At 63.9% G+C, this 19,990-nt stretch carries 13 protein-coding genes; 4 read left to right on the forward strand and 9 right to left on the reverse strand.

Features of this window, described 5'->3' with window-relative positions; all coding sequences use genetic code 11:
* Positions 1–87: 87 nt before the first annotated feature.
* The 3 genes from thrB (at position 88) to OMP43_RS16370 (ending at position 2,978) form a co-directional block, all read left to right on the forward strand.
* On the forward strand, positions 88–1,056 hold the full coding sequence (gene thrB, locus OMP43_RS16360; RefSeq protein ID WP_280280591.1) for a homoserine kinase: 969 nt from the start codon (positions 88–90) through the stop codon (positions 1,054–1,056).
* Positions 1,056–1,493 carry a ribonuclease HI gene (gene rnhA, locus OMP43_RS16365; protein ID WP_280280592.1) on the forward strand — a complete coding sequence of 146 codons (438 nt, stop codon included), beginning with the start codon at positions 1,056–1,058 and terminating at the stop codon, positions 1,491–1,493. The genes thrB and rnhA overlap by 1 nt, the downstream gene beginning before the upstream one ends.
* A gap of 843 nt (positions 1,494–2,336) precedes the next feature.
* Entirely contained in the window at positions 2,337–2,978 is a 642-nt protein-coding gene (locus tag OMP43_RS16370; protein ID WP_280280593.1) for a hypothetical protein, read from the forward strand.
* A 908-nt stretch (positions 2,979–3,886) separates the two neighbouring features.
* Here the strand turns inward: OMP43_RS16370 and OMP43_RS16375 are convergent.
* Positions 3,887–4,144, reverse strand: a complete 258-nt coding sequence (locus OMP43_RS16375; RefSeq protein ID WP_280280594.1) for a hypothetical protein — start codon at positions 4,142–4,144, stop codon at positions 3,887–3,889.
* Between OMP43_RS16375 and OMP43_RS16380 the strand changes: the two genes are divergently transcribed.
* Entirely contained in the window at positions 4,128–4,427 is a 300-nt protein-coding gene (locus tag OMP43_RS16380) for a hypothetical protein (RefSeq protein WP_280280595.1), read from the forward strand. The two genes, OMP43_RS16375 and OMP43_RS16380, sit on opposite strands and share 17 nt — an antisense overlap.
* Before the next feature lie 18 nt (positions 4,428–4,445).
* Here OMP43_RS16380 and OMP43_RS16385 read toward each other — a convergent pair whose 3' ends face one another.
* The 8 genes from OMP43_RS16385 to OMP43_RS16420 all read right to left on the reverse strand — a co-directional run bounded on the left by OMP43_RS16385 (position 4,446) and on the right by OMP43_RS16420 (position 19,909).
* Positions 4,446–4,994, reverse strand: coding sequence for a hypothetical protein (locus OMP43_RS16385; RefSeq protein ID WP_280280596.1), 549 nt, complete (start codon positions 4,992–4,994; stop codon positions 4,446–4,448).
* A gap of 32 nt (positions 4,995–5,026) precedes the next feature.
* Positions 5,027–9,361, reverse strand: coding sequence for an RHS repeat-associated core domain-containing protein (locus OMP43_RS16390; RefSeq protein ID WP_280280597.1), 4,335 nt, complete (start codon positions 9,359–9,361; stop codon positions 5,027–5,029).
* A gap of 80 nt (positions 9,362–9,441) precedes the next feature.
* Positions 9,442–10,092, reverse strand: coding sequence for a hypothetical protein (locus tag OMP43_RS16395; protein ID WP_280280598.1), 651 nt, complete (start codon positions 10,090–10,092; stop codon positions 9,442–9,444).
* Between the two features lie 1,258 nt (positions 10,093–11,350).
* Positions 11,351–12,559 (reverse strand): serine hydrolase domain-containing protein, encoded by a 1,209-nt coding sequence (locus OMP43_RS16400; RefSeq protein WP_280280599.1) that lies wholly within the window; start codon positions 12,557–12,559, stop codon positions 11,351–11,353.
* Positions 12,559–15,003, reverse strand: coding sequence for a glycoside hydrolase family 2 protein (locus OMP43_RS16405; RefSeq protein ID WP_280280600.1), 2,445 nt, complete (start codon positions 15,001–15,003; stop codon positions 12,559–12,561). Before OMP43_RS16405 ends, OMP43_RS16400 begins: the two co-directional genes overlap by 1 nt.
* A gap of 120 nt (positions 15,004–15,123) precedes the next feature.
* A complete protein-coding gene (locus OMP43_RS16410) occupies positions 15,124–15,822 on the reverse strand; it encodes a TetR/AcrR family transcriptional regulator (protein ID WP_280280601.1) in 699 nt (232 codons plus the stop codon).
* 142 nt (positions 15,823–15,964) lie between these two features.
* A complete protein-coding gene (locus OMP43_RS16415; RefSeq protein WP_280280602.1) occupies positions 15,965–18,172 on the reverse strand; it encodes a TonB-dependent receptor in 2,208 nt (735 codons plus the stop codon).
* A 102-nt stretch (positions 18,173–18,274) separates the two neighbouring features.
* Complete coding sequence (locus OMP43_RS16420) at positions 18,275–19,909, reverse strand: AMP-binding protein (RefSeq protein WP_280280603.1); 1,635 nt, start codon at positions 19,907–19,909, stop codon at positions 18,275–18,277.
* Between the last annotated feature and the right edge of the window lie 81 nt (positions 19,910–19,990).

Here is a 19,990-nt window from a genome sequence, read left to right on the forward strand (position 1 = left end):
TGCACGCCCCAAGCACAACTGCGGTTGTGCACGGGGCGCCGGCAGGAGATGGGTCGCCCCGTCCGCGGGGATGACGAAGGGGGAAATGTGGCAGTCTATACGCAGGTTTCGGCGGAGGCGCTGAGCGCGTTCCTCGACAGGTTCGACGTCGGCGAGCTCGTCTCGGCCAAGGGCATCGCCGAGGGCGTGGAGAATTCCAACTATCTGGTCGACACGACGAAGAGCCGCTTCATCCTGACGCTCTACGAGAAGCGCGTCGCCGCCGGCGACCTGCCCTATTTCATGGCGCTGCTCGAGCATCTGGCGGCCAAGGGCCTGCCCGTGCCGCCCGCGGTGCCCGATCGCGACGGCACGCTGATCCACGAGCTGGAGGGGCGGCCGGCCTGCCTGATCCAGTTCCTGTCCGGCGTCTCCGTGTCGCACCCGACGCCGGCCCAGGCGCATGCCGCCGCCGAGGCGATGGGCAGGATGCACGCCGCCGCCGCCGACTTCCCGCTCGACCGGCCCAACTCGATGGGCTTCGGCACCTGGCTGCCCTTGTTCGAGCGCTGCGGCCGCAGCCTCGACGAGATCGCGCCCGGCCTCTACGACGATATCGGTTTCGCCCTCGACGACGTCCGCTCCGCATGGCCCGGCGACCATATGGACCGCTGCGCGATCCATGCCGATCTTTTCCCCGACAATGTCCTGATGCTCGGCAATCGGGTGACCGGCCTGATCGACTTCTATTTCGCCTGCACCGACATCCGCGTCTATGATCTCGCCGTGATGCACGCTGCCTGGTCGTTCGACGCCGGCGGCCGCGCGCACGACAAGGCGGTGGGCGATGCGCTGATCCAGGGCTATTCGCGGAGCTTCCCGCTGAGCGACCTGGAGCAGCTGGAATTCCCGGTGCTGGCGACCGGCGCGTGCATCCGCTTCACGCTGTCGCGCGCCTGGGACTGGCTCAACACGCCGATGGACGCGCTGGTGACGCGCAAGGATCCGCTGGCCTTCTGGCGCCGCGTGAAAACCTATGACAGCGACCTGGGGAGCCGGCTAAGGACGCTCGCCTGATGGAATTGCAACATGTCGAGATCGCCACCGATGGCGCGTGCAAGGGCAACCCGGGCAAGGGCGGCTGGGGCGTGGTGCTGCGCATGGGCGGCGTCGAGAAGGAGCTCTCCGGCGGCGAGAAGCACACCACCAACAACCGCATGGAGCTGATGGCGGCGATCCAGGGGCTGAGCGCGCTCAAGCGCCCCTGCCGCGTCACGCTGTCGACCGACAGCCGCTATGTGCTGGACGGCCTGACCAAGTGGATCCATGGCTGGCTGAAGAACGGCTGGAAGACCGCCGACAAGAAGCCGGTGAAGAATGCCGATCTCTGGCAGGAGCTGCTCGCCGCGGCCAAGCCCCACCGGGTGGAATGGGTGTGGGTGAAGGGCCATGCCGGCCATCCCGACAATGAGCGCGCCGACAAGCTGGCCAGCGACGCGGCGGTGGCGGCCTGAAGGACCGTGTAAGCAGGGGCGCAATTTGTCCTATTCCCGGGCATAAAAAGTCCAATTCCGGATCACAAGTTGTCCGAAGCACCTCGCATGCGACCTCTAGGACTGGTCGGGAAGCCATCGATTCTAACTTCACATTGCGCCGCACAGGTCACGCTCAATCTTTTGTCATGAGAATTCAATCTTTTGTCATGGGGAATCGCCGGATCTGCGTGCTCGACTCAGCGAACCCATCGGTCATCCGAATTCTGCGTTAGAACGGACCCGGCTGGGTTGCGCCGGTTGCTGTACTTAGCAGTGTTGCCCATCCCTCGGGGGCAGACCTTCATTCAAGTTGGAGCGGTTTGTCTACTCGCGGCCATGTCCGCCGCTTTTGGGCCGCTAGCGGCCAGTCCGCTCTTGGCCCGGCAATCTCGATAGCTGCCATTCGCCGCTGGTCCGCGCCGAACAGCAGCTAGCGCCCTACTTGCAGACTTTTGGCTAAAGGCCGCGCAACACCCCACTGAACTTGCCGCAATCGCACTCGTGCCACGTCGCCGTTCCCTCTTGGCGGAAGCGAATGATATGGTTGCATTGGTCGCAAGTCACTGAAGCCACGCGACCATTCTCGGCCCACGTGTCGAGGGCGAGCAAGAACCGATCTAAATCGGGGCTGCGACTAGTGCTCTTGTTCATACCGTTGGTTAGCATCGCGGATGACATGGCGACAATGACCGCTTCCCACCCAATCTCTGTCGCTCGGGCTGAGACGCGTGAGTTCCAGAACCGCCGGGCGGTAGCTCAATAGCGGAGGTTCAACCTGCGCCGCATTGCGTCCAACTGCTGCGCGGGGCATGGCTTGGTGCCATGAACGATAGGCCGTCAGCTCAACCGGCGAGTGGCGTAACCGAAGCGCTGGAAGCCGTCTATCGCATCTTCGCGATGCGACCTCCCTCGACGATCACCGGCTGTCCCTGCTGCATCGATACGCGCGGAACGGATGTCCTGCTCACGACCCCGTTGCGGGAGATTAGCGGTCGTGCCCTTTGGCGCTGTGTGTCGGGAGCGTTCCTGACGGTCGGAGGCAAACAGGATTTCAGGTATCTGTTGCCCCGCATTCTGGAGGTGTCGGTATCCGATCCAGGCAACGCCAACGATCCGGAGATCGTACTGGGCAAGCTGGCCCTAGGCAAGTGGCGCACATGGGCAGCGGATGAGCAGTTAGTGATCGAAGCATGCATCGACGCGTGGTTCGGCCAGGCCCTTGCCCGCGATCTGGCGGAGGCGAATGAAGGCTTTGTGGGTTGGGATGCCCTGAGTGTCCTGTGTGGCGCAGGAAGAGCGGGGTTGCCGCTGCAACGCTGGCTCTCGCGTTTGGCGGAGCCCGACGCGGCACCTGTTCTGCCTGGAATGCGGGAGCAGCTTCCAACAAAGCCTTCAGGCTTCTGGGAGGATGCGCAGGATGCCTTCCATGAGGTGCGGACCTTTCTTGATCGAGATTGGGCTTAGGTCTGCTTTCCACCCATTCTCAGCCGCCCAGCGGCGCCTGGGCCGATCCAAAAGCGGTCGGGCAGCTCACCCCCCACTACCGGACATTCGCTCTTAGAATTTTCGTGCCCCGGGCTCAGCCACAAGTTGGTGCTGATCCTGCCAAATGATGTGCCCGGGGTCTCGGGTCGTAAGAACATCCACATGCACGCCACACGCCTCCAGAGCGAGCTTTAGTTGGTGCATCTGGCGTATGTGTTCGACAGCGACAGGCTTGAACCAAGAGAGCCCTGGTTGCCCGCGACCTTTCCGCCCGCCCCGCGAGAATTGTGCGGGGACGGCTAGGTTCTTTTTGAACCAGCCATATATCTCGCCGATCTGAGCCAAGGCCCAAGGGGGCGCGAAGTCACATTCGCGAGCCTCATCCAACGCCTGAAACAGGCCAAGACGCTGCCGCTGTGACTCCGCCAACTGATAGCAAACGAAACGGACGTATACGGACTCGGGCTTTGCCATCAGCTCGACTTCAACCCTTCGATGATCTGAGGTTCTTATCGCGCCGGGGCAAAGCTGTCAGTCCGCTTTCCACCCATTAGCCGCCGTCCACCCACCGCTTGAACGAACGACGGCTTTGGGGATGGCTCGCGGATCGTTCGAACGACCAATATTGGGGCGCGTAGCAGCCAGGTCGAAAGCGGCCCAATCCGATTGTGGACGGGCCGCTCCGCTTCAGATTTCGGTTCGCTCGGCAAGGATAAGGGCATCGCCGGCGAGGATTCCTTCGATTTGCGCGCGCGTCCTCGGAATGAATTCAAGATTGGGCAAGAGCTCGGCCCGATGCGCCCAGAGATCGGCGGCCGCAGATCGTCGCGCAGACCGGCTTCGTGCGCTGCGACGTCGTCGGCGGCACTCGCATTGCGTGCGACAACCTAGGATTCGGCAATGTCGCCATTGGCATCGAGTTCGAGCAGATCGAGCGCCAGTTCGCGAGACTGCCAGAGCGCGTCGGAGGCAAGGCTGACGCCGAGACCTTTGAGCAGATGGGCAAGGCCAAGCGCCTTGGCTGGACTACCGACCGAGATTGGAGCTGCGGCCGGCATCCTGTATTCGAGGCCCCCAGGGTCCAGGCCATCGGCCTCCGCCAGCACCCGACTGAGCGGCGCGCGATTGTTGAGCGTCTTCGCCATCGTGACGGCGAAAGGAACCGATGCCGTCTCCCTGGACGAGATCAGCGCCGTCGTCGCCTACAAACTCGATGAGATCACGACTGATCTGGTCTGCTGCGACATCGTGACGGGCGTAGGCGATGGCGAGCAGATGCGCACCATCCACGAAGAGTTGCCCGGCTTCGACTTGGCAATAGCGCGTCTCGAAGCCCTGCCGGCCTTCAACCAGATGTGGCGCGATGACGTGATCCTTCCGTCCTTCGCCACCAACCGCACGACCGTCTACAGTCGCACCGTCGCCTAAGCCATTCTCAAACGGACTCTAAGCCGTCTCGATGTGCGAATTCATCCATTGCAGCTCGAACTTCTGCGCCCATTCGCGCAGCACCGCATAGTAGCGCGCGCGCTCCGTCGTCACGTCGGCCAGGCTGCTTTCCAGCTCGCCTTGGGTGTCAGCGTTCACGAAGGCAATGATCCGCACCTTGTCTCCGTCGTCGATTTGCAGGACGTGACTTCCGTCATCGAAGGCGGCATCCCCGTCCGGCGCCCAGATCAGCGCATTGGCATAGAGTAGCGCATCGATTTCCTGCTTCCACTCGGGGGGAAGCACCGGCTCGGAAAACCCCCGGTCGTAAATGTGATTCACGACGTGGATGGCAAGATCCCTCGCATCGATGCGTGAGGCGAAGGTGAGCACATGCTCGCCTTCGCGGCGCAACCGCGACAGCACTTCGCTATAGGAGCTACCCATGGCGCAAGCCCGGGGGTCTTCGACGCCATATCGTTTTCCGCCGGCATGGATCAGAAAATAGCCGATGCCCATCTGGCTGCGCGAGGCGATAAATTCGTCGACATAGGATTCTATCGCCAACGCGGTGCGGTCACCCGTAAGAATTCTAGTCGTCATAGGTTGGCAAAATGCTTGATAACTTCATTGGGAACATTCCTCATCTGGATGGGGTTCGTGCCTCCCGTCGAGCCATTCCAATGGGTCTGCCCGTTGCTCGGCCGCGAGAACCGATGGTACACGCCATCGGCATCCTTGGTCCACCGCACGCCGCTTTTGTCCTCGTAGGACCGGGCATACAGTTCCCGCACATTCTTAGGCTCGGGGCTGGAGGAATTGGGATGATGCTTCGGGTTGGTGATGCGCTCCGGCCTGCCGTCGTCATCATCGGGCGGCGGCGCAGCGGCCGCAGTGGCGCTGTGCTTAGGCGTGACCTTCTTTTCGTGAGTGAAGGACGGCGGCTTCATCTGCGACGCAAGCCATAGGCCGCCGACCAGATTGATCGTGGCGGCCAGGGCCAATTCCCCGCAAACCACGATCTCTACCGGTTCGCCCACGACCGCGCCGACGCACTCGCCCGATGGATCGCGGCCATTCAGCGGATCGTTTCCGACATAGGCATACAGGTTTATCTGGTCGCCATAGCCAATGGGATCCGTCTGCATGAACCGGCCAAGGGTCGGCGAATACATGCGCGCCTTGTAGTAATAGAGGCCCAACTCGGGCAGCCAGGCCTGGCCGGTATATTGGAACCGGCCGAGATTGGCCGCGCCGGGGATCCCATATTCGTCATAGGTGTTGATGCTCACCGAGGTGCCGCTCATGTCGGTGACGGCGTCGATCGAGCCTTCATGGTCGCTGTACAGATAGCGTGGGCTCGACAAGCCCGGCCCCTCGAACCAGAGTTGAGGATCGTCCTCGCCTTCGCCATGGGCGTAGCGGCGGAGCATCGTCCCGGCCCCGTCATATTCGGCTACCAGCTGGTCACCGTCATACAGGAACTGCGTGACCGCGCCGCCCCTGGCCACCTGCCACAGCCGCCCGAGCGGATCGTAGCTCAACACTGCGCCGTTGGAGGACGAGGTCAGGTGGTTTTCGGCATCATAGCCATAGGCATAGATGCTGTCCGAGGTGAGATTGCCGTTCGGATCATAGCCAAACGTCACGGCCCCCGCCTGGCCATATTGGTTGAGGCCATTCACGGTGTAGGCGCGGCTCAGCGGCGTGTATCCGGTCCAGGCGTAGGCGTCGTTGTTCCGCAGATTTCCGACGATCTGGCTGGCGGGATTATAGGCGAGACTGGTGGCGAGGTTATAGCCGGGTGCGCCGAAGCTGTGGGTCTGGGATGAAAGCCTGGACGCCCCATCATACCCATAGGTGGTGGGCGCACTCCATGCGGAGCCGCTGTAACGATAAAGGCGTGACATCTGCCCGGCGGCGTTGAACTGCGGGCGGAGCAGCAGCGTGGAATTGTTGAGTGCGACATGATCGAGCCGCCCCAGGCCGTCACGGACATAATCGACCTGATTGCCGTCGGGCCAGGTCATCCTGGTCCAGTCCCCGCCAGCGTCGTAGCCATGGCCGATGGTGCGGCTATGGCCCCCCATGGTCGATGTCGTAAGGGTGACCTGGCCGAGGCCGTCATAGCTGTTGTAGATGCCCTGCCCGCTGGCATTGAACACGGCCGAGGTCTGATAGCCCAGCAGGTTGTAGCCAAAGCTGGTCGCGGCTGCCGCACCGCCCTTCGCCGTCATGCGATTGAGCGCGTCATAGTCGAAAGTGATCAGGCTGCCGTCACGCTTCCTCAGGCTCTTGCGGTTGCCGTTTGCGTCATAGCCATAGGCTTCGTAATCGCTCGTGTTGATCGAGCCCGCGCTGGACAGGGCCGTCGCGACGGTCGATGCGTTGAAGGCGGTCGGAGCATTCGGCCCCGGGAATATCCAGCGCTCGGCGCGGCCGAAGCCATCATATTCCATCTTCGCGCGGTTTCCGTTCGCGTCGATGATATATTCCTGCTTGCCGCCGGGCGTATAGCTGTACGTGACGTAAGCCTGTTCGAGCGTCGTACCGAAACCCCTGCGAGTCTGGACGAGATTTCCATCGCCGTCATAGATGCTCTTCGTGATCCGATCGGTGCCGAAGCTCCCGACCGGGCCCAGGGTACAGGCATCCGCCGGCAGCGACGCATAGCCATCCGGGTTCATCCGCTCCGCGATGCAGGACAGCCAGCCATTGCTGTCATAACTATATTGCGTGGCTGTCAGCGCATTGCCGGCCGCGTCCTGCTTGTAGTCGATCGCCTTGCGCTCGTCGGATCCGAATACCGTCCGCGTCGAAGTCAGCGGGACGAAGGCCTGCCATGCAGCATCGTCCTGACCGGTGGTCGTGCCGGTTTCCGACAATTGCAGCTTGCCGAAGCTGGTATAGGAAAGCCGTTTGGCGAACGCGCGCACGACGCCGTCCTGATCGGCGGCGGGCGGCCGGATTTCGCCGATGCGCTGGCGCGCGGCATCATATAGATAGCGCGTGGTATCAGCCGGACCCGGCAGGGGGCCGTCCTCGGAGATCTTGTTGCCTATCGCGTCATAGGCGAACGACGTGGCCTTGAGGACGGTGCCGTTGCCGAGCGAGACGGTCTCGCTGGTAACCAGGAGGTTGGCGTTGTACGCATAGTCCGTCCGCACTTCGTCCGCGGTCCCAAAGCAGTTCGCGATGCTCTGGCAGGCCGATTTCGTCGCCAGCATGCTCACACCGTTCACGCGGACATAGCTGAACCGGGATTCCGGACGTACGCCATGGGCATCGGCCGGCCCGAGAATGCGCGTCGTCTGGCCGGTGACCGCGTCATATTCGAAGTCCGTAACGCCGCCGCGCGGGTCGATGTTCTGCACGGGCTTGTTGCAGGTCGCGACCGACATGCAACTCGCCGGATACACCGCAGTGTAGACGATATCCCCAGGCGTGCCGGGCGTCTTGGAGATATGGCGGGCCTCCAGGAGATTCCCTCTGCCGTCATAGCTATACGTCCAGCGGTCGCCATCCGGGTTCTGCCGGGAGATCATCCTGTTATAGGCATCATATGAGAACGAAGTCTTGGCCCCATTCGAGTCGGTGACCGAGTATAGGGTTCCGGTAGACCAGCTGCCTATATAGATCTTATGATATCCATTGGCGCCAATTACCGTCGTCGTTCTTACAACATTCCATGGGTTACTGCTGTAAGTTCCATTATCCAGAACATCGGAATAAGTGTATTCATACTTACTATTGCCGATGATTACCGACTTGGCTTTACCGGACAATGTATCCAGCACGTTGACGGTACTCGTGACGTAGTATGTTCCCCATTGGCAGACAACCACAGAGGGGCTCGACTGCCCCGGATGCACCACAGCCAGGTACATCATCTTATTCATGTCATCCAGGCTCGTCCTGTCACAGTAATTCTCGGGATGAGCTATGTAGAACCGATTGCGCCTTCCCAGCGAATCGGTAATATTGATGGTATCATTATAGCCGCTTGAATCGACATCGATATTGACGTCATAGCCGAGGCCGGGCCTAGTTGGCGTGATGCCACACAAGTTGTCGCATGAATCCACGGCAGAATTCACCATGGTCACAACCTGATTTATACCAGGGCCCTCAAAGTTACTAATATTTGGCGGCACACCATTTTGATTTAACCAGTTGAATATGACCTTATAATTTGCAGAATTCTCGATCTTATCGTGACGATATTCGTAGCCGACCAGTTCTCCACACGTATTAACGCCATTGTTGCTGTGAAGCTGCATGGGGTTGCATAGTGGGATCTTGGTGTAGGTGTATTTCTTCTGGAACCCGTCCGGCCTGGTCACATCCGTCACGACACCGAGCATCTCGTGCCCCGTTGGGGAGGACGAGAACGCGTGCACGACCGTGCCGTCGCGCGCGGTGTAGGTATAGAAAGTCGTGCCGTCCGGCTGGCGCGGCGAGAGTGTCAGGCTGGAGCCATTGTGACCTGCCGAGACATAGGTCGTCGGTATGGGATCGCCATATTCATATGCCGGGGACGGCACGAACGCATCGAGCTTGCCGTCGACTCCGATGCCGATCGTGCCGAGCGGGTCAGGCTGCATCTGATATATGCCGGTGTGGCTGATCAGGTTCATGCCCATGGCGGGAAGCAGGCTGGCCCCGCCCAACCGCTTGTCGGCAAATCCGTGCTCATCATCGCCGATGCTGACGTTCGTCTCCGGATGCGAATATGTTCCGCGGATGACATCGACGCCGTTCTCGTCGATATTATACGTCTTGGGCGGCAATCCCATACTGTCGCTGGACTGGGCGCGCACGGCAGTGGGCAAAGCGATCAGCCCGAGCACGAGAGCGTGCATGGAGATGAAAGCCCGGTAGAAGCGCTTCCCACGAAATGAGAAGCTGGACCCAGGCGATACGTTGACCGGCATGGTTCTTCCTATTCTATTTGCCTGAGATTGATTGGCGCAGCCGTTCGATCACGCGCGTGAGCCGCGCATCGCGCGTAGAATCAATAGATGGAGATGGTCCCGGAGCTTATCTGGTTGTAGGTTCCCCAGATCCAGATGCCAGATTTACCGTTCACCATGTACATTGCCGATGATCGCGTCAGCAGGCCGATGCCGGGAACGTAGATGGACGTCCATCCTGAATTGGGTGGGGGCGCGGATGGCCCCGCCATGTAAAGGTCAAGCTCACCACTCTGATACTTTACCATCTGCACGGTATTTCCGTTGAAGTTGGTGTTGCTCAGCGCGCCCATCGACCAGCCGGGATAATAGCCAAACCAGTCGGTGCAGCCATTATCATCGCAGGTACCGAAACTCCCACTGGTCAAGGTGGCGGACCAGAGCGCAGGCTGGGCGGGGGTGGGCGTCGGCGTAGGGACAGGTGTGGGCGTCGGCGTCGGCGTCCCTATGGGCGCGCCGCCGGACCCGCAGGGCACAACGCCGACTCCGGTCGAATATTGCGTCCGATTTCCGGCGGCATCGAAACACGTCGCCGTGTTGATGCCGGCATCCGGGCCGCCGGTGATCGATACTCCGATCAGGCGACCAAGCGCATCATATGTGTATGTATGATTATCCGCAGAGGATGCCGCAGGCGTCACTTCGAGCAACGCCATCACGCAACAAGATACCAGAAGACGATGCTTGTTCAAAAATACCCCCTCTTCTGTCAGGTCGCTTCAGCATGACCCATGAGGCGCACGGATCACCCCGCCCTGAAAGAGCCGGGTACGAAATGACCGTTCCGGGCAAACATGCCCCATAAGAATTCTATCGAAAGCGAGCATGACGAAGCGGCGACTGACTCCCCAGAGGCTCGTCGTGCCCGTCAAGAATATTATGATGTTACGGCGCCCCAATTTCCGTGAATCAAAGACTAGGTCGCGCTCATTACAATTCTGAGACGATAATGAATAAAATCCGACATATCATCTATTTATTACTTAGAATGAACTAAGCATTACGACAATGTTTCATGCTACCTGGCCAAGTCAACGCCGGACAGTGGACTGCCCGCGATGACTGGTCCGGCTTCATAGTTAGGCCGTGAACCCATAAACGACCGCCTTTGGTGCGAGGGGGCTGAACGCCGGAATACTCCCGAGCGAAGGGCGGGAGCGATTATGGATGACAATGGAAAGTGCCAGCCACGCGAATGCGACCAGGAACGCGATCTTGCGCGGTGCGCCGACCTCGCCGTCGGGAATGACCAGCAATCGGCACAGACCGCCGAGCCACGCAGGACATCCGGCTTAGGCCAGCGCCTCGGTTGACCGATCTCTATCTTCCGCTGGCGACCGCTCGGAGCTTCTCAAACGCTCATCGAGTTGCTCGAGTGCTCGCATTGGACGCATTTGTGGTGTCGAACAGCGTCAAGGTTTTGCTCGACGAGCTTTGGCCTGACCGCAGCGAACCATTCAACGTCGCAGCAAACCGCCACCTGCGGGCCCACGGGCTCGTCCGCTTTAGGGATGTCCGAAATGTAACCGAAGGACGGGAACGTCCTTGCCATCACTATTCTCTCGCGGATTTTCTTGAGAGGCACCATCTAATTAGCGGCCCCTCAACATCACCTGACGCCGATGAACTGATCGCCAATCGCCGGCGCTCGAAATCTCCACCTGAACGAATGGTGGTTGGGCCGCGGTTCATCGCAACTTGAAAGCGTCGCGCGCCACGCGCCACCTCGAAGAAAATCTGCGCTGCATGCCTTTTGCTTCGAGCGAGCTATTACGCATTAACTTGGACAAGTTTTCGTAAATCCCGTCCGAGAGAGCGGACAAATTATGCCCGTTGGCTGGACAAATTTGAAAACGCTCATCGGCTCCTCACACGAAAGGGGGAGCCGGTCCGATTGGGCAAATTATGCCCCTGCTTACAAGGACCGACGGCGCGGCGCCACCCGCTCGGTCAGGAAGCGCCGATCGCCGCCGCCATCAGCGTCTGGGTGATCTCCTGCAGCGGTGGCGCGCCATAGGACAGCAGCTGGATCATCCCCACGAACGCGAGATCATTCTCGGGATCGACCCAGAACCAGGTGCCCGCGGCACCGTCCCAATGATAGGTGCCGCGCCCCACCGGCACGCCGGCACGTTCGGGATCGGTGAAGACCACGCCGTTATAGCCATAGCCGAAGCCGGGCCGGAACCGCTGGTGCCCGGCGACGAAGCGGGTCTCGAGCAAGGCGTCGGGCAAGCGGTTGGTCATCTGCGCGCGCACCCCCGCGGCGCTGACGATCCGGCGCCCGTCCAGCGTGCCGCCGTTCAGCAGCATCTGGGCATAGCGGGCATAGTCCAGGGCCGTCGCGTAGAGCCCGGCCCCAGCCATGGCGAGGCCGGGCTCGCTGTCCGGATCCGGCCGCATCGGATTGGCGGCGAGCTTTTCCAGCGGGCCGTCCAGCGGCTTGAAATAGAGGCTGGCGAGGCGGTGGCGCTTTTCCGGCGGCACGAAGAATGCGGTGTCGGCCATGCCCAGCGGCTCGAAGATGCGCGTGCGCATGAAATCGGCCAGGCCCTGGCCGCTCAGCCGCGCGATGATCGCGCCCTGCACATCCATCGACAGGCTGTAGCGCCACAAGGTGCCGGGCTGATGCGCGAGCGGCACCGTCGCCAGCCGCGCGACCATCTCGTCCAGGCCGGGCGCCGAGAGGATGGCCGCCTGCCGGTAGAGCGCTTCGATCCGGTCCTTCGGCTCGCCGAGCGGCAGGCCATAGGCGAAGCCGGCGCGATGCGTCATCAGCTCGGCCATGGTCGGCGGGTGATCGGGCGCGGCGCGGCCATCCTCCCCCACGAGCACCTGGAGATCGGCCAGTTCGGGAAGATGGCGGGCAATCGGGTCCTCCGGGCGCCACAGGCCCTCGTCGTGCAGGATCATCATCGCCGTCGCGGTGATCGGCTTGGTCATCGAGAAGATGCGGAAGATCATGTCCTCCGCGAGCGGCGTGCCGGCCTCGATATCGTCGAGCCCCAGGTTGCGGATGCGCGCGATCCTGCCATGGCGGAGCGTGAGCGTGACCGCGCCCGCGACGACGCCCTGGTCGATCCGTGCCTGCACCGCGGCATCCACGGCATCGAGCCCGCCGGCGGTGAGGCCGACCTGCTCCGGGGCCACCCGCTCCATCAGGCGCGCCCGTTCCAGCTGGTCGCTTCGATCGCCTCGCGCCGCACCTCGCCGCCGCCGTTGCGGGTGACCGTGACGACGCATTGCTCGCCGCCGGCCAGGTCGAAATGATTGTCGCTGAAGCGCAGCTCGGGATCCTCGGAGCGCAGCTGGACGGCCAGCGCATAGCGTTCGGCGGAGAGCGTGACGCGCAGCGCAGCGCCGGCTCGCACATGGTCCACGCGCAACCCCGGATCGCGGGCCAGCGCCAGGTCCTTGACCGCCGCCAGCAACAGCCGGTTGGGCGCAAAGGCCGCGCTTCGCACGAGGAGGACGCGATCCGCGGCATCCCGCGCAGTGCCGCGCCAGATGCGGCGGCTGGCATTGGCCGGCACTTCGAACGCGAGCCGCTCGGTCCATTCGGCGCCGCCCTCCAGCGACGCGAGCTGGATCGTCGCGCTGTCGCAAAGCGGCGCGAGCGTGTCGTTGGTGATCCAGAGCTCGGCCATGTCGCCCTCGCGCCGGAAGGAGGCCAGCACCGGCGCAAAGGCGCGGCGCGTGGCGTACCAGGCCGATTTGGCGACGCCGTCATGGTCGATCAGGCTCCAGCTCACACAGGGCCAGCAATCATTGTGCTGCCAGATCAGCGCGCCCGAGCAATGCGGCTTGCGGCGGCGATAATGCTCGATGCCGAATTTCAGCCCCTCGGCCTGAGTGAGCATGGTGAAGTCGACATAGTCCCGCAGCGTCGCGGGCAGGCCGGTGACCGGCACCATCATCGCGCTGGCCTTGTCGGCCACATCCTTGATCCGCTCGAGAAAGCCCTGGCTGCCGAGCACCAGGTCCCCGGGCGCCATCCAGCGCGCGAGCGTACCGATGTCCGGCGCGCCCTGGATGCCGAACTCGCTGACGAAGCGGGCCATGTCCTCGGCATAGCGGGTGAAGGCGACGCCCTCGGGCGAGCTGTCGTTGCCGCCCACCGCCTCGGTGTCCGGCACCAGCGGGATGCCGTGCCACACCGTCCAGTTGTGCACGTCGCCGCCGCGCATCGAATTGGGGCTGGGCCCGCCCCAGGGGCTGCCCGGCCAATAGGGCGTCGCGGAGTCGAGATCGGCGAGGATCCCCGGGATCAGCTCGTCGTAGAATTTCAGGCCGGCAAGCGGAGTGGCGGTGCCGGTGGCATGGTCGGCGAAGAACTGGATGCCCTGGTTCTCGTTGTTGCCGCACCAGAGCGCCAGGCAGGCATGATGGCGCAGGCGCGATACCTGCTCGCTCACTTCGGCGCGGACATTCTCGACAAAGACGGGGTCGTCGTCGGGATAGGGCGCGCAGGCGAACATGAAGTCCTGCCACACCAGCAGGCCAAGCCGGTCGCACTCCGCATAGAAGATGTCGTGCTCGTAGATGCCGCCACCCCAGACGCGGATCATGTTCATGTTGGCGCCGGCCGCGCGCTCGAGCAGGTCGCGATAGGTCGCGTCCGGAATCGCCCCGACGAAAGAGCTGGCGGGCACCCAATTGGCGCCCCTGGCGAAGATCGGGACACCGTTGAGGACGAAGCGGAAGAAACTGGTGCCCGGCTCGTCGGGATCGGGGGACTGGTCGATCGCGATCGTGCGGATGCCGACGCGGTGCCGGATCGTCCGGCCGCCGATGCTGGCGACCAGAGTGTAGAGCGGCTGGGCACCGAGATCCGCGGTCCACCAGAGCTGGGGATCGGGCACGGCCATCGCGACACGGCCCGAGCCATGGCGGGCCGCGCGGGCGACGGAAACGCCCTGGGGGTCGAGCAGCTCGACGGCGATGTCGGCGGGTTCGGAGAGCACGAGATCGATACTGACTTCCGCCGCGCCCGCAATGGCATGGGTGGTGAAGTTCAGGCTCCGGAGCGTCGCGCCCCTGGGCTCGATCCGCACCGGCTTCCAGATGCCGATGGTCGGCAGGTCGGGTCCCCAGTCCCAGCCCCAGCCGAACTGCGCCTTGCGCATCAGGGTACGGCGCGAGCGGCTGATCCGGTCGGTGAAGACGGGCCAGACCGGAAGCGGCGCGCCGGCCACCTTCAGCGCGGTCGGGTGGAAGCAGATCGCCAGGTCGTGCGTACCGGGCGCGCGCCCGGAGAGATCGAAGCGCCAGCTGCGGAACATGTTGTCGGCGCTGCCGAGCAGCACCCCGCCCAGATGGATGTCGGCGAAGGTGTCGAGGCCATCGAACACCAGTTCGTCGTCCGCGCCGACCTCCACCCGCGCGTGCCACCACCATTCGCGATCGCGCACCCAGGCGGCCTCCGCCTCATTCCGCCCGACATAGGGATCGGCGAGGCGCCCGGCCTCGATCAGCGCGCGATAGCTGTCGCCGGGCGCGGAGGCCGGAATCCAGCCCTCTCCCTCGCCCGCCATGGCGCCGGCCGGCACACCTTCGCCAGGCGCAAAATCCCGTATCCGCCAGGCACTGACGAATTTGCTCATGGTCCAACCCTCTTCAGCTCGGAAGGCGCCCCGCTCAGGCGGCGAACGCCTCCGCATCGATACGGTGCAAACTATCCGCCCCGGCCAGGATGGCGCGCGTGAACATGCAATCCCGCCCGCTCAGCCCGACGCGGCCGCCCGGGCCTCGGCGCGGTCGCGGCAGATGCCTTCGAAACCGAACGCCAGGAAACGGGCCATGCGCGCCTTCACGGCGGGGAAATCCTCGGACTTGCAGAGCCCGTGCGAAAGCTGGTCGATGCGCCCGGTGCGCGCCAGCGTCATCACCAGCGCGCCGGTGACGAAGTGATAACCCCAGAAGATATCCTCTTCCGGACATTCGGGCAGCGCCTGCCGCAGCAGCCCGATCAGCTTGAGCACGACCGGATCGAAATGCTCGTCGAACAGCTTCGCGCCCCAGACCGGAGCCATCGCCACCTGGGCGCCCAGCCCGGCGAAGTTGCGCCAGCCCTCGCCGCCCTGGATGTAGAGATCGAGATCGGTGTCGAGGAACGCCCGCAGCGCCCCTTCCACCGTCGGCTTGCCACGGCACTCGCCGGCATAGCGATCGAGCGCCGCCATGCGCTTGTCCGCCGTCACATGCGCGCGCCGGGCGAAGACGGCGTCGAACATCGCCTTCTTGTCGTCGAAATAATAATGGAGCAGCGAAGTATGGACGTCCGCCTGCTGCGCCACGTCCTTCAAAGTCACGCCATAGAGCCCGCGCTGCGAGAACAGATATTCCGCCGCGTCGAGGATCACTTCCAGCGTCTCGGCGCGCTGTTGCGCCTTGGTGCGCCGCTTGGGCTTGGCTTCGGTCATTGTCGCTCCATCGATCGACGAGGCCCTGCCGCCAGCAATTGCCGTAGTGGAAAGGCCCGCCTGATCCATGGCTTTTGTCCAACTTCGTCCCGGATGCAAATACCGCCCCGCGCGCCGGCCGGAGCCGGCACGCGGGCACGGATCAGAAGGTACGGCTGACGCGCAGGCCATATTGGCGCGGCGCCCCGGCAAGGCGGCGATTGCCGTTGATCGCCGCGACATAATGCTCGTCGGTGAGGTTGGTCGAATAGGCGGCGATCGACCAGGGGCCGGTCGCCAGCGTCAGCTGCGCGTTGACGATGTCGCGCGCGCCGATCCGGTCGCCGCGGGCGACGTTCTGGAACAGCGTGCCCCACACCGCGCCGATATGCGCATAGTCGACCCGCGGGGTGAGCGTCGCGTCGCCGCCCAGCGCGATGGCATATTGCGCGCCGGCGCTCAGCGTGAACTTGGGCGCATAGGCCTGCTCGTTGCCGGTCAGGTCGAGGCAGCGCGCGGTGGTCGGGCCGGTGGCGGGGTTGCACACCGCCGGCGCCGCGCCGAGCCGGGCGTCGGCCGCATGGAAGTTGCCGAGCTCCGAGTTCGAGACCGAGCCCGACAGGTCGAACGAGAAGGCGTCGAAATTGCCCTGGGCCGAGAATTCGACGCCATAGAGCTTGGTCTTGCCGGGCACATTGTAGATCGACGAGATGCTGGGCGTCGTCGGATCGACGATGTTGACCTGGAAGCCCTTGTATTCGTTGTAATAGCCGCCAAGCTGGGTGCGCAGGCGGCCGCCCATGAAGGTGCCCTTCCAGCCGATCTCATAGTCGGTCACGTCTTCGGCGGCGAAGGCGCGGGGCGGCGCGCCGACCAGGTTCGGGCCGTTGAGCCCGCCCGCCTTGCTGCCCGTCGCCACGAACGCATAGAGGAAGTTGCTCGCATCGACCGTCCAGTTCAGCGCGACCTTGCCGTTCAGCTTCTTGTCGGCGGTGAAATCATGCTGGGCGAGCTGGAGCGGCGGATACTGCGGCGTGGTCGACACCGCGTCGTTGCGCGAAGTGGTGCGCGACCAGCGGGCGCCGACGGTGAGCTGCAGCCCCTTGGTCAGCTCGTAGCCGACCTGGCCGAACGCGGCGAGCGCGGTCTTGGGGTTGGTGCCCTCGATCGCGACGTCGATCAGCACCGGGAACAGGTTGGGCGTCACATCGCTGAAATAGCCGCCCTTGGGGATGATGATCTTGTCGCTCTGCCAATAGCCGCCCAGCACCCAGGTGAAGGGCCCGCCATCGGGCGAGACGATGTTGAATTCCTGCGACCAGATCTCCTCGCTGATCTTGTCGTGGAACGCGGTCTGCGGCGCGGCCAGGCTGGGCGCGTTGGCGGTGCCGTCCGAATCATAGTCGATCTGGGTGGTGCCGCGCTGATAGCCGCTGATCGAGCGCAGGGTCACGCCGCCATCGGTGGTATAGGCCATGTTGAGCACGATGCGGCCAAACTCGTCGCGCCCGTTCAGATAGGTGTTGTTGGCGACGTTGAGCGGATCGCCCGTGGCAGTCGCCGGGCCGGCGGGCAGCCCGCCATATTCGATATTGTTGTAATCGCCCTTCAGCAGCACGCGGAAGTTCGCGCTGGGCTGCCAGAGCATGCTGGCACGGCCGCTATAGTCGCGGCGGTTACCGGGATTGCCGGTCCAGGGGCCGCTCACATTGTAGAAGGTGTCGCGGCGCTCCATGTTGCCGGCGAAGCGGAACGCCAGCGTGTCGCTCACCGGCAGGTTGACCGCGCCCTGCAGCTTGATGTCGTTGTAGTTGCCATATTGGGCGAGGGCATAGCCCTTCACCATGTCGGTCGACGGGTTCACTTCGGTGATGAAGACGGCGCCGCCGGTGGCGTTGCCGCCCGCGAACGTGCCCTGCGGGCCGCGCAGCACCTCGACGCTGGCGATGTCGTAATAGGGCTCGCTCTGGAAATAGCCCGGCAGCGTGGCGACGCCGTCGCGATAAGTGACGACGCCCACGCCGATCGCGCTGGTCTGCTCGGTCTTGCCGATGCCGCGGATGTTGAACGCATTGCCCTGGCCGGTGGTGTTGACGGTCAGCGAGGGCGTGGCGAACTGGAGCTGCTCGACCCCGTTGACGCTCTTCCTGACCAGGTCATCGCCGGTCAGGACGGTCGCAGCGACGCCGGTGCGCTGCAAGCTGGTCGAGCGGCGCTCGGCAGTGACGACGATCTCGTTCGAATGATCCGCCGGCGCATCGGCCTGGGCGGCTGGCGCGGGATCGGCGGCGGTGTCGGTGGTCTGCGCCCGTGCGGCGCCGGCGGTCATCAGAGCGACGGCGGACACCGTCAGCCAGCAAAAGGCCTTCATATCATCCTCCCAGGTGCGCCCCTCTTTGAGGTGGCGTGCGACTCAACTTACTGATTCACGAATCAAGTTCAACATTCATTGATTCATAAATCAAGATCATAATCAGGCGCCCGTGGCGGGATCCGTGCCGAAACGGCGACGCAGCGCCTGCTTGTCGATCTTGCCAGTCATCGCGAGCGGCATCTGCTCGACCCGCTCGATCGCATCGGGCATCCACCAGCGCGGGACGGCGCCGTCTAGCGCGGCGCGGATCGCCTCGTCCGATGCGCCTTCGCCTTCGATCACGAGCACCGGGCGCTCGGTCCATTTGGCATGTGCGCGGCCGATCACCGCGACCAGCGAGATGCCGGGGAGATTGCCGACGATCGCTTCGATCTCGCCGGGATTGATCCACTCGCCGCCCGACTTGATCAGATCCTTGGCGCGGCCCGTGATCGCGAGATTGCCCTCGGCATCGATCGTCGCGAGATCGCCGGTGTCGAACCAGCCCTGGCCGTCGGTCGCCGGAGTCTCCTGGCCGAAATAGCAATGGACGGTGCTCGCGCCGCGGACCTGGAGATGCCCTTCCACGCCGCGCTGCTTGGCGAGCTCCTGTCCGTCGGCATCGACCAGCCGCAGATCGACGCCGACCGGCGGGCGGCCGGCGATGCTCGCGCGCCCGGCATCGGCGGGCGGAGTTACGGTGCCGAGCGGCGAGAGCTCGGTCATGCCCCAGCTGGTCTGGACGCGGACGCCGAGCCGCGACTCGATGCGATCGATCAACGCCTGGGGCACGCCCGAGCCGCCGAGCAGCACGCGCCGGAGGCTGGGCAAGGTCTCGCCGGTCGCCTCGAGATGTTCGATCAGGCCGAGCCAGACGGTGGGGACGCCCACGGCCAGGGTGACGCCTTCGCCGCGGATCAGCGCGGCGAGGCTGGCGCCGTCATTGTGGCGGCCGGAGAAGACCAGCCGCGCCCCCGCCGCGGGCGCCGCGAAGGGCAGGCCCCAGCCATTGGCGTGGAACATCGGGACGGCGGCGAGGATCGTGTCGCGCGCGTTGATGCCCATCACGTCGCTCTGCAGCAGCGAGAGCGTGACCAGATAGTTGCAGCGATGGCTGTAGGGCACGCCCTTGGGCGCGCCGGTGGTGCCCGAGGTGAAGCAGAGGCCCGCTTCCTCGCGCTCGGAGAAGCCGCCCCAGGCGAACGGCGTGCCGCGCTCGGCGAGCAATCGCCGCTGCGTCCACACGGGCACCGCGCCGCAATCGGGGGGCGGGAAATCCGCGCCGGGCTCGTCGAGGACCAGGACCTGCGCGATGCCGGGGCATGCGCGCACCAGCTCCTCCGCGACGGCGCCCTGATCGGGGCTGATCGCGAGGAGGCGGTCATCGGCCTGGCGGATCATGTCGGCGAGCTGGGCGACGCCCAGGCGCGGGTTGAGCGTGTGGCAGCTCACGCCCATGCCGAACGCCGCATACCAGAGTTCCATGTGCCCCTGGCTGTTCCAGGCGAGAACCGCGATACGATTTCCCTTCGCGAGGCCAAGCGAGGCAAGGGCTCCCGAGAGGCAGTTGGCGCGCTCCCGGAGCGCAGGATATTCGGCTCGCACCACCGGGCCGCCAAGGCCGCCGCCGGTCACCACCTGCCCGCGCGGATGCCATTTCGCGGCGTGCGCGAGGAACTTGTCGAGCGTCAGCTCATAGGGCTGCAAGCCGCCCAGTTCCCGCACATCCCCCGTCCAGGGCCGCCCCTCGTGCATGCCAACGCTCTCCAAACGCCATTTCTTTTCGGCCTTTTGGATGGCACCGGCCGGAACGGCGTGTCAATCTTCATTTATTTT

It is taken from the genome of Sphingomonas sp. CBMAI 2297 (assembly GCF_029870595.1).
In the GTDB taxonomy this organism is placed as follows: Bacteria; Pseudomonadota; Alphaproteobacteria; order Sphingomonadales; family Sphingomonadaceae; genus Sphingomonas.

Excerpts from the sequence above, each read along its gene's own strand:
- rnhA (WP_280280592.1), top strand. The coding sequence starts at position 1,056 with ATGGAATTGCAACATGTCGAGATCGCCACCGATGGCGCGTGCAAGGGC.
- OMP43_RS16370 (WP_280280593.1), top strand. The coding sequence starts at position 2,337 with ATGAACGATAGGCCGTCAGCTCAACCGGCGAGTGGCGTAACCGAAGCG.
- OMP43_RS16375 (WP_280280594.1), bottom strand. The coding sequence starts at position 4,144 with ATGGCGAAGACGCTCAACAATCGCGCGCCGCTCAGTCGGGTGCTGGCG.
- OMP43_RS16390 (WP_280280597.1), bottom strand. The coding sequence starts at position 9,361 with ATGCCGGTCAACGTATCGCCTGGGTCCAGCTTCTCATTTCGTGGGAAG.
- OMP43_RS16400 (WP_280280599.1), bottom strand. The coding sequence starts at position 12,559 with ATGGAGCGGGTGGCCCCGGAGCAGGTCGGCCTCACCGCCGGCGGGCTC.
- OMP43_RS16405 (WP_280280600.1), bottom strand. The coding sequence starts at position 15,003 with ATGAGCAAATTCGTCAGTGCCTGGCGGATACGGGATTTTGCGCCTGGC.
- OMP43_RS16410 (WP_280280601.1), bottom strand. The coding sequence starts at position 15,822 with ATGACCGAAGCCAAGCCCAAGCGGCGCACCAAGGCGCAACAGCGCGCC.
- OMP43_RS16415 (WP_280280602.1), bottom strand. The coding sequence starts at position 18,172 with ATGAAGGCCTTTTGCTGGCTGACGGTGTCCGCCGTCGCTCTGATGACC.
- OMP43_RS16420 (WP_280280603.1), bottom strand. The coding sequence starts at position 19,909 with ATGCACGAGGGGCGGCCCTGGACGGGGGATGTGCGGGAACTGGGCGGC.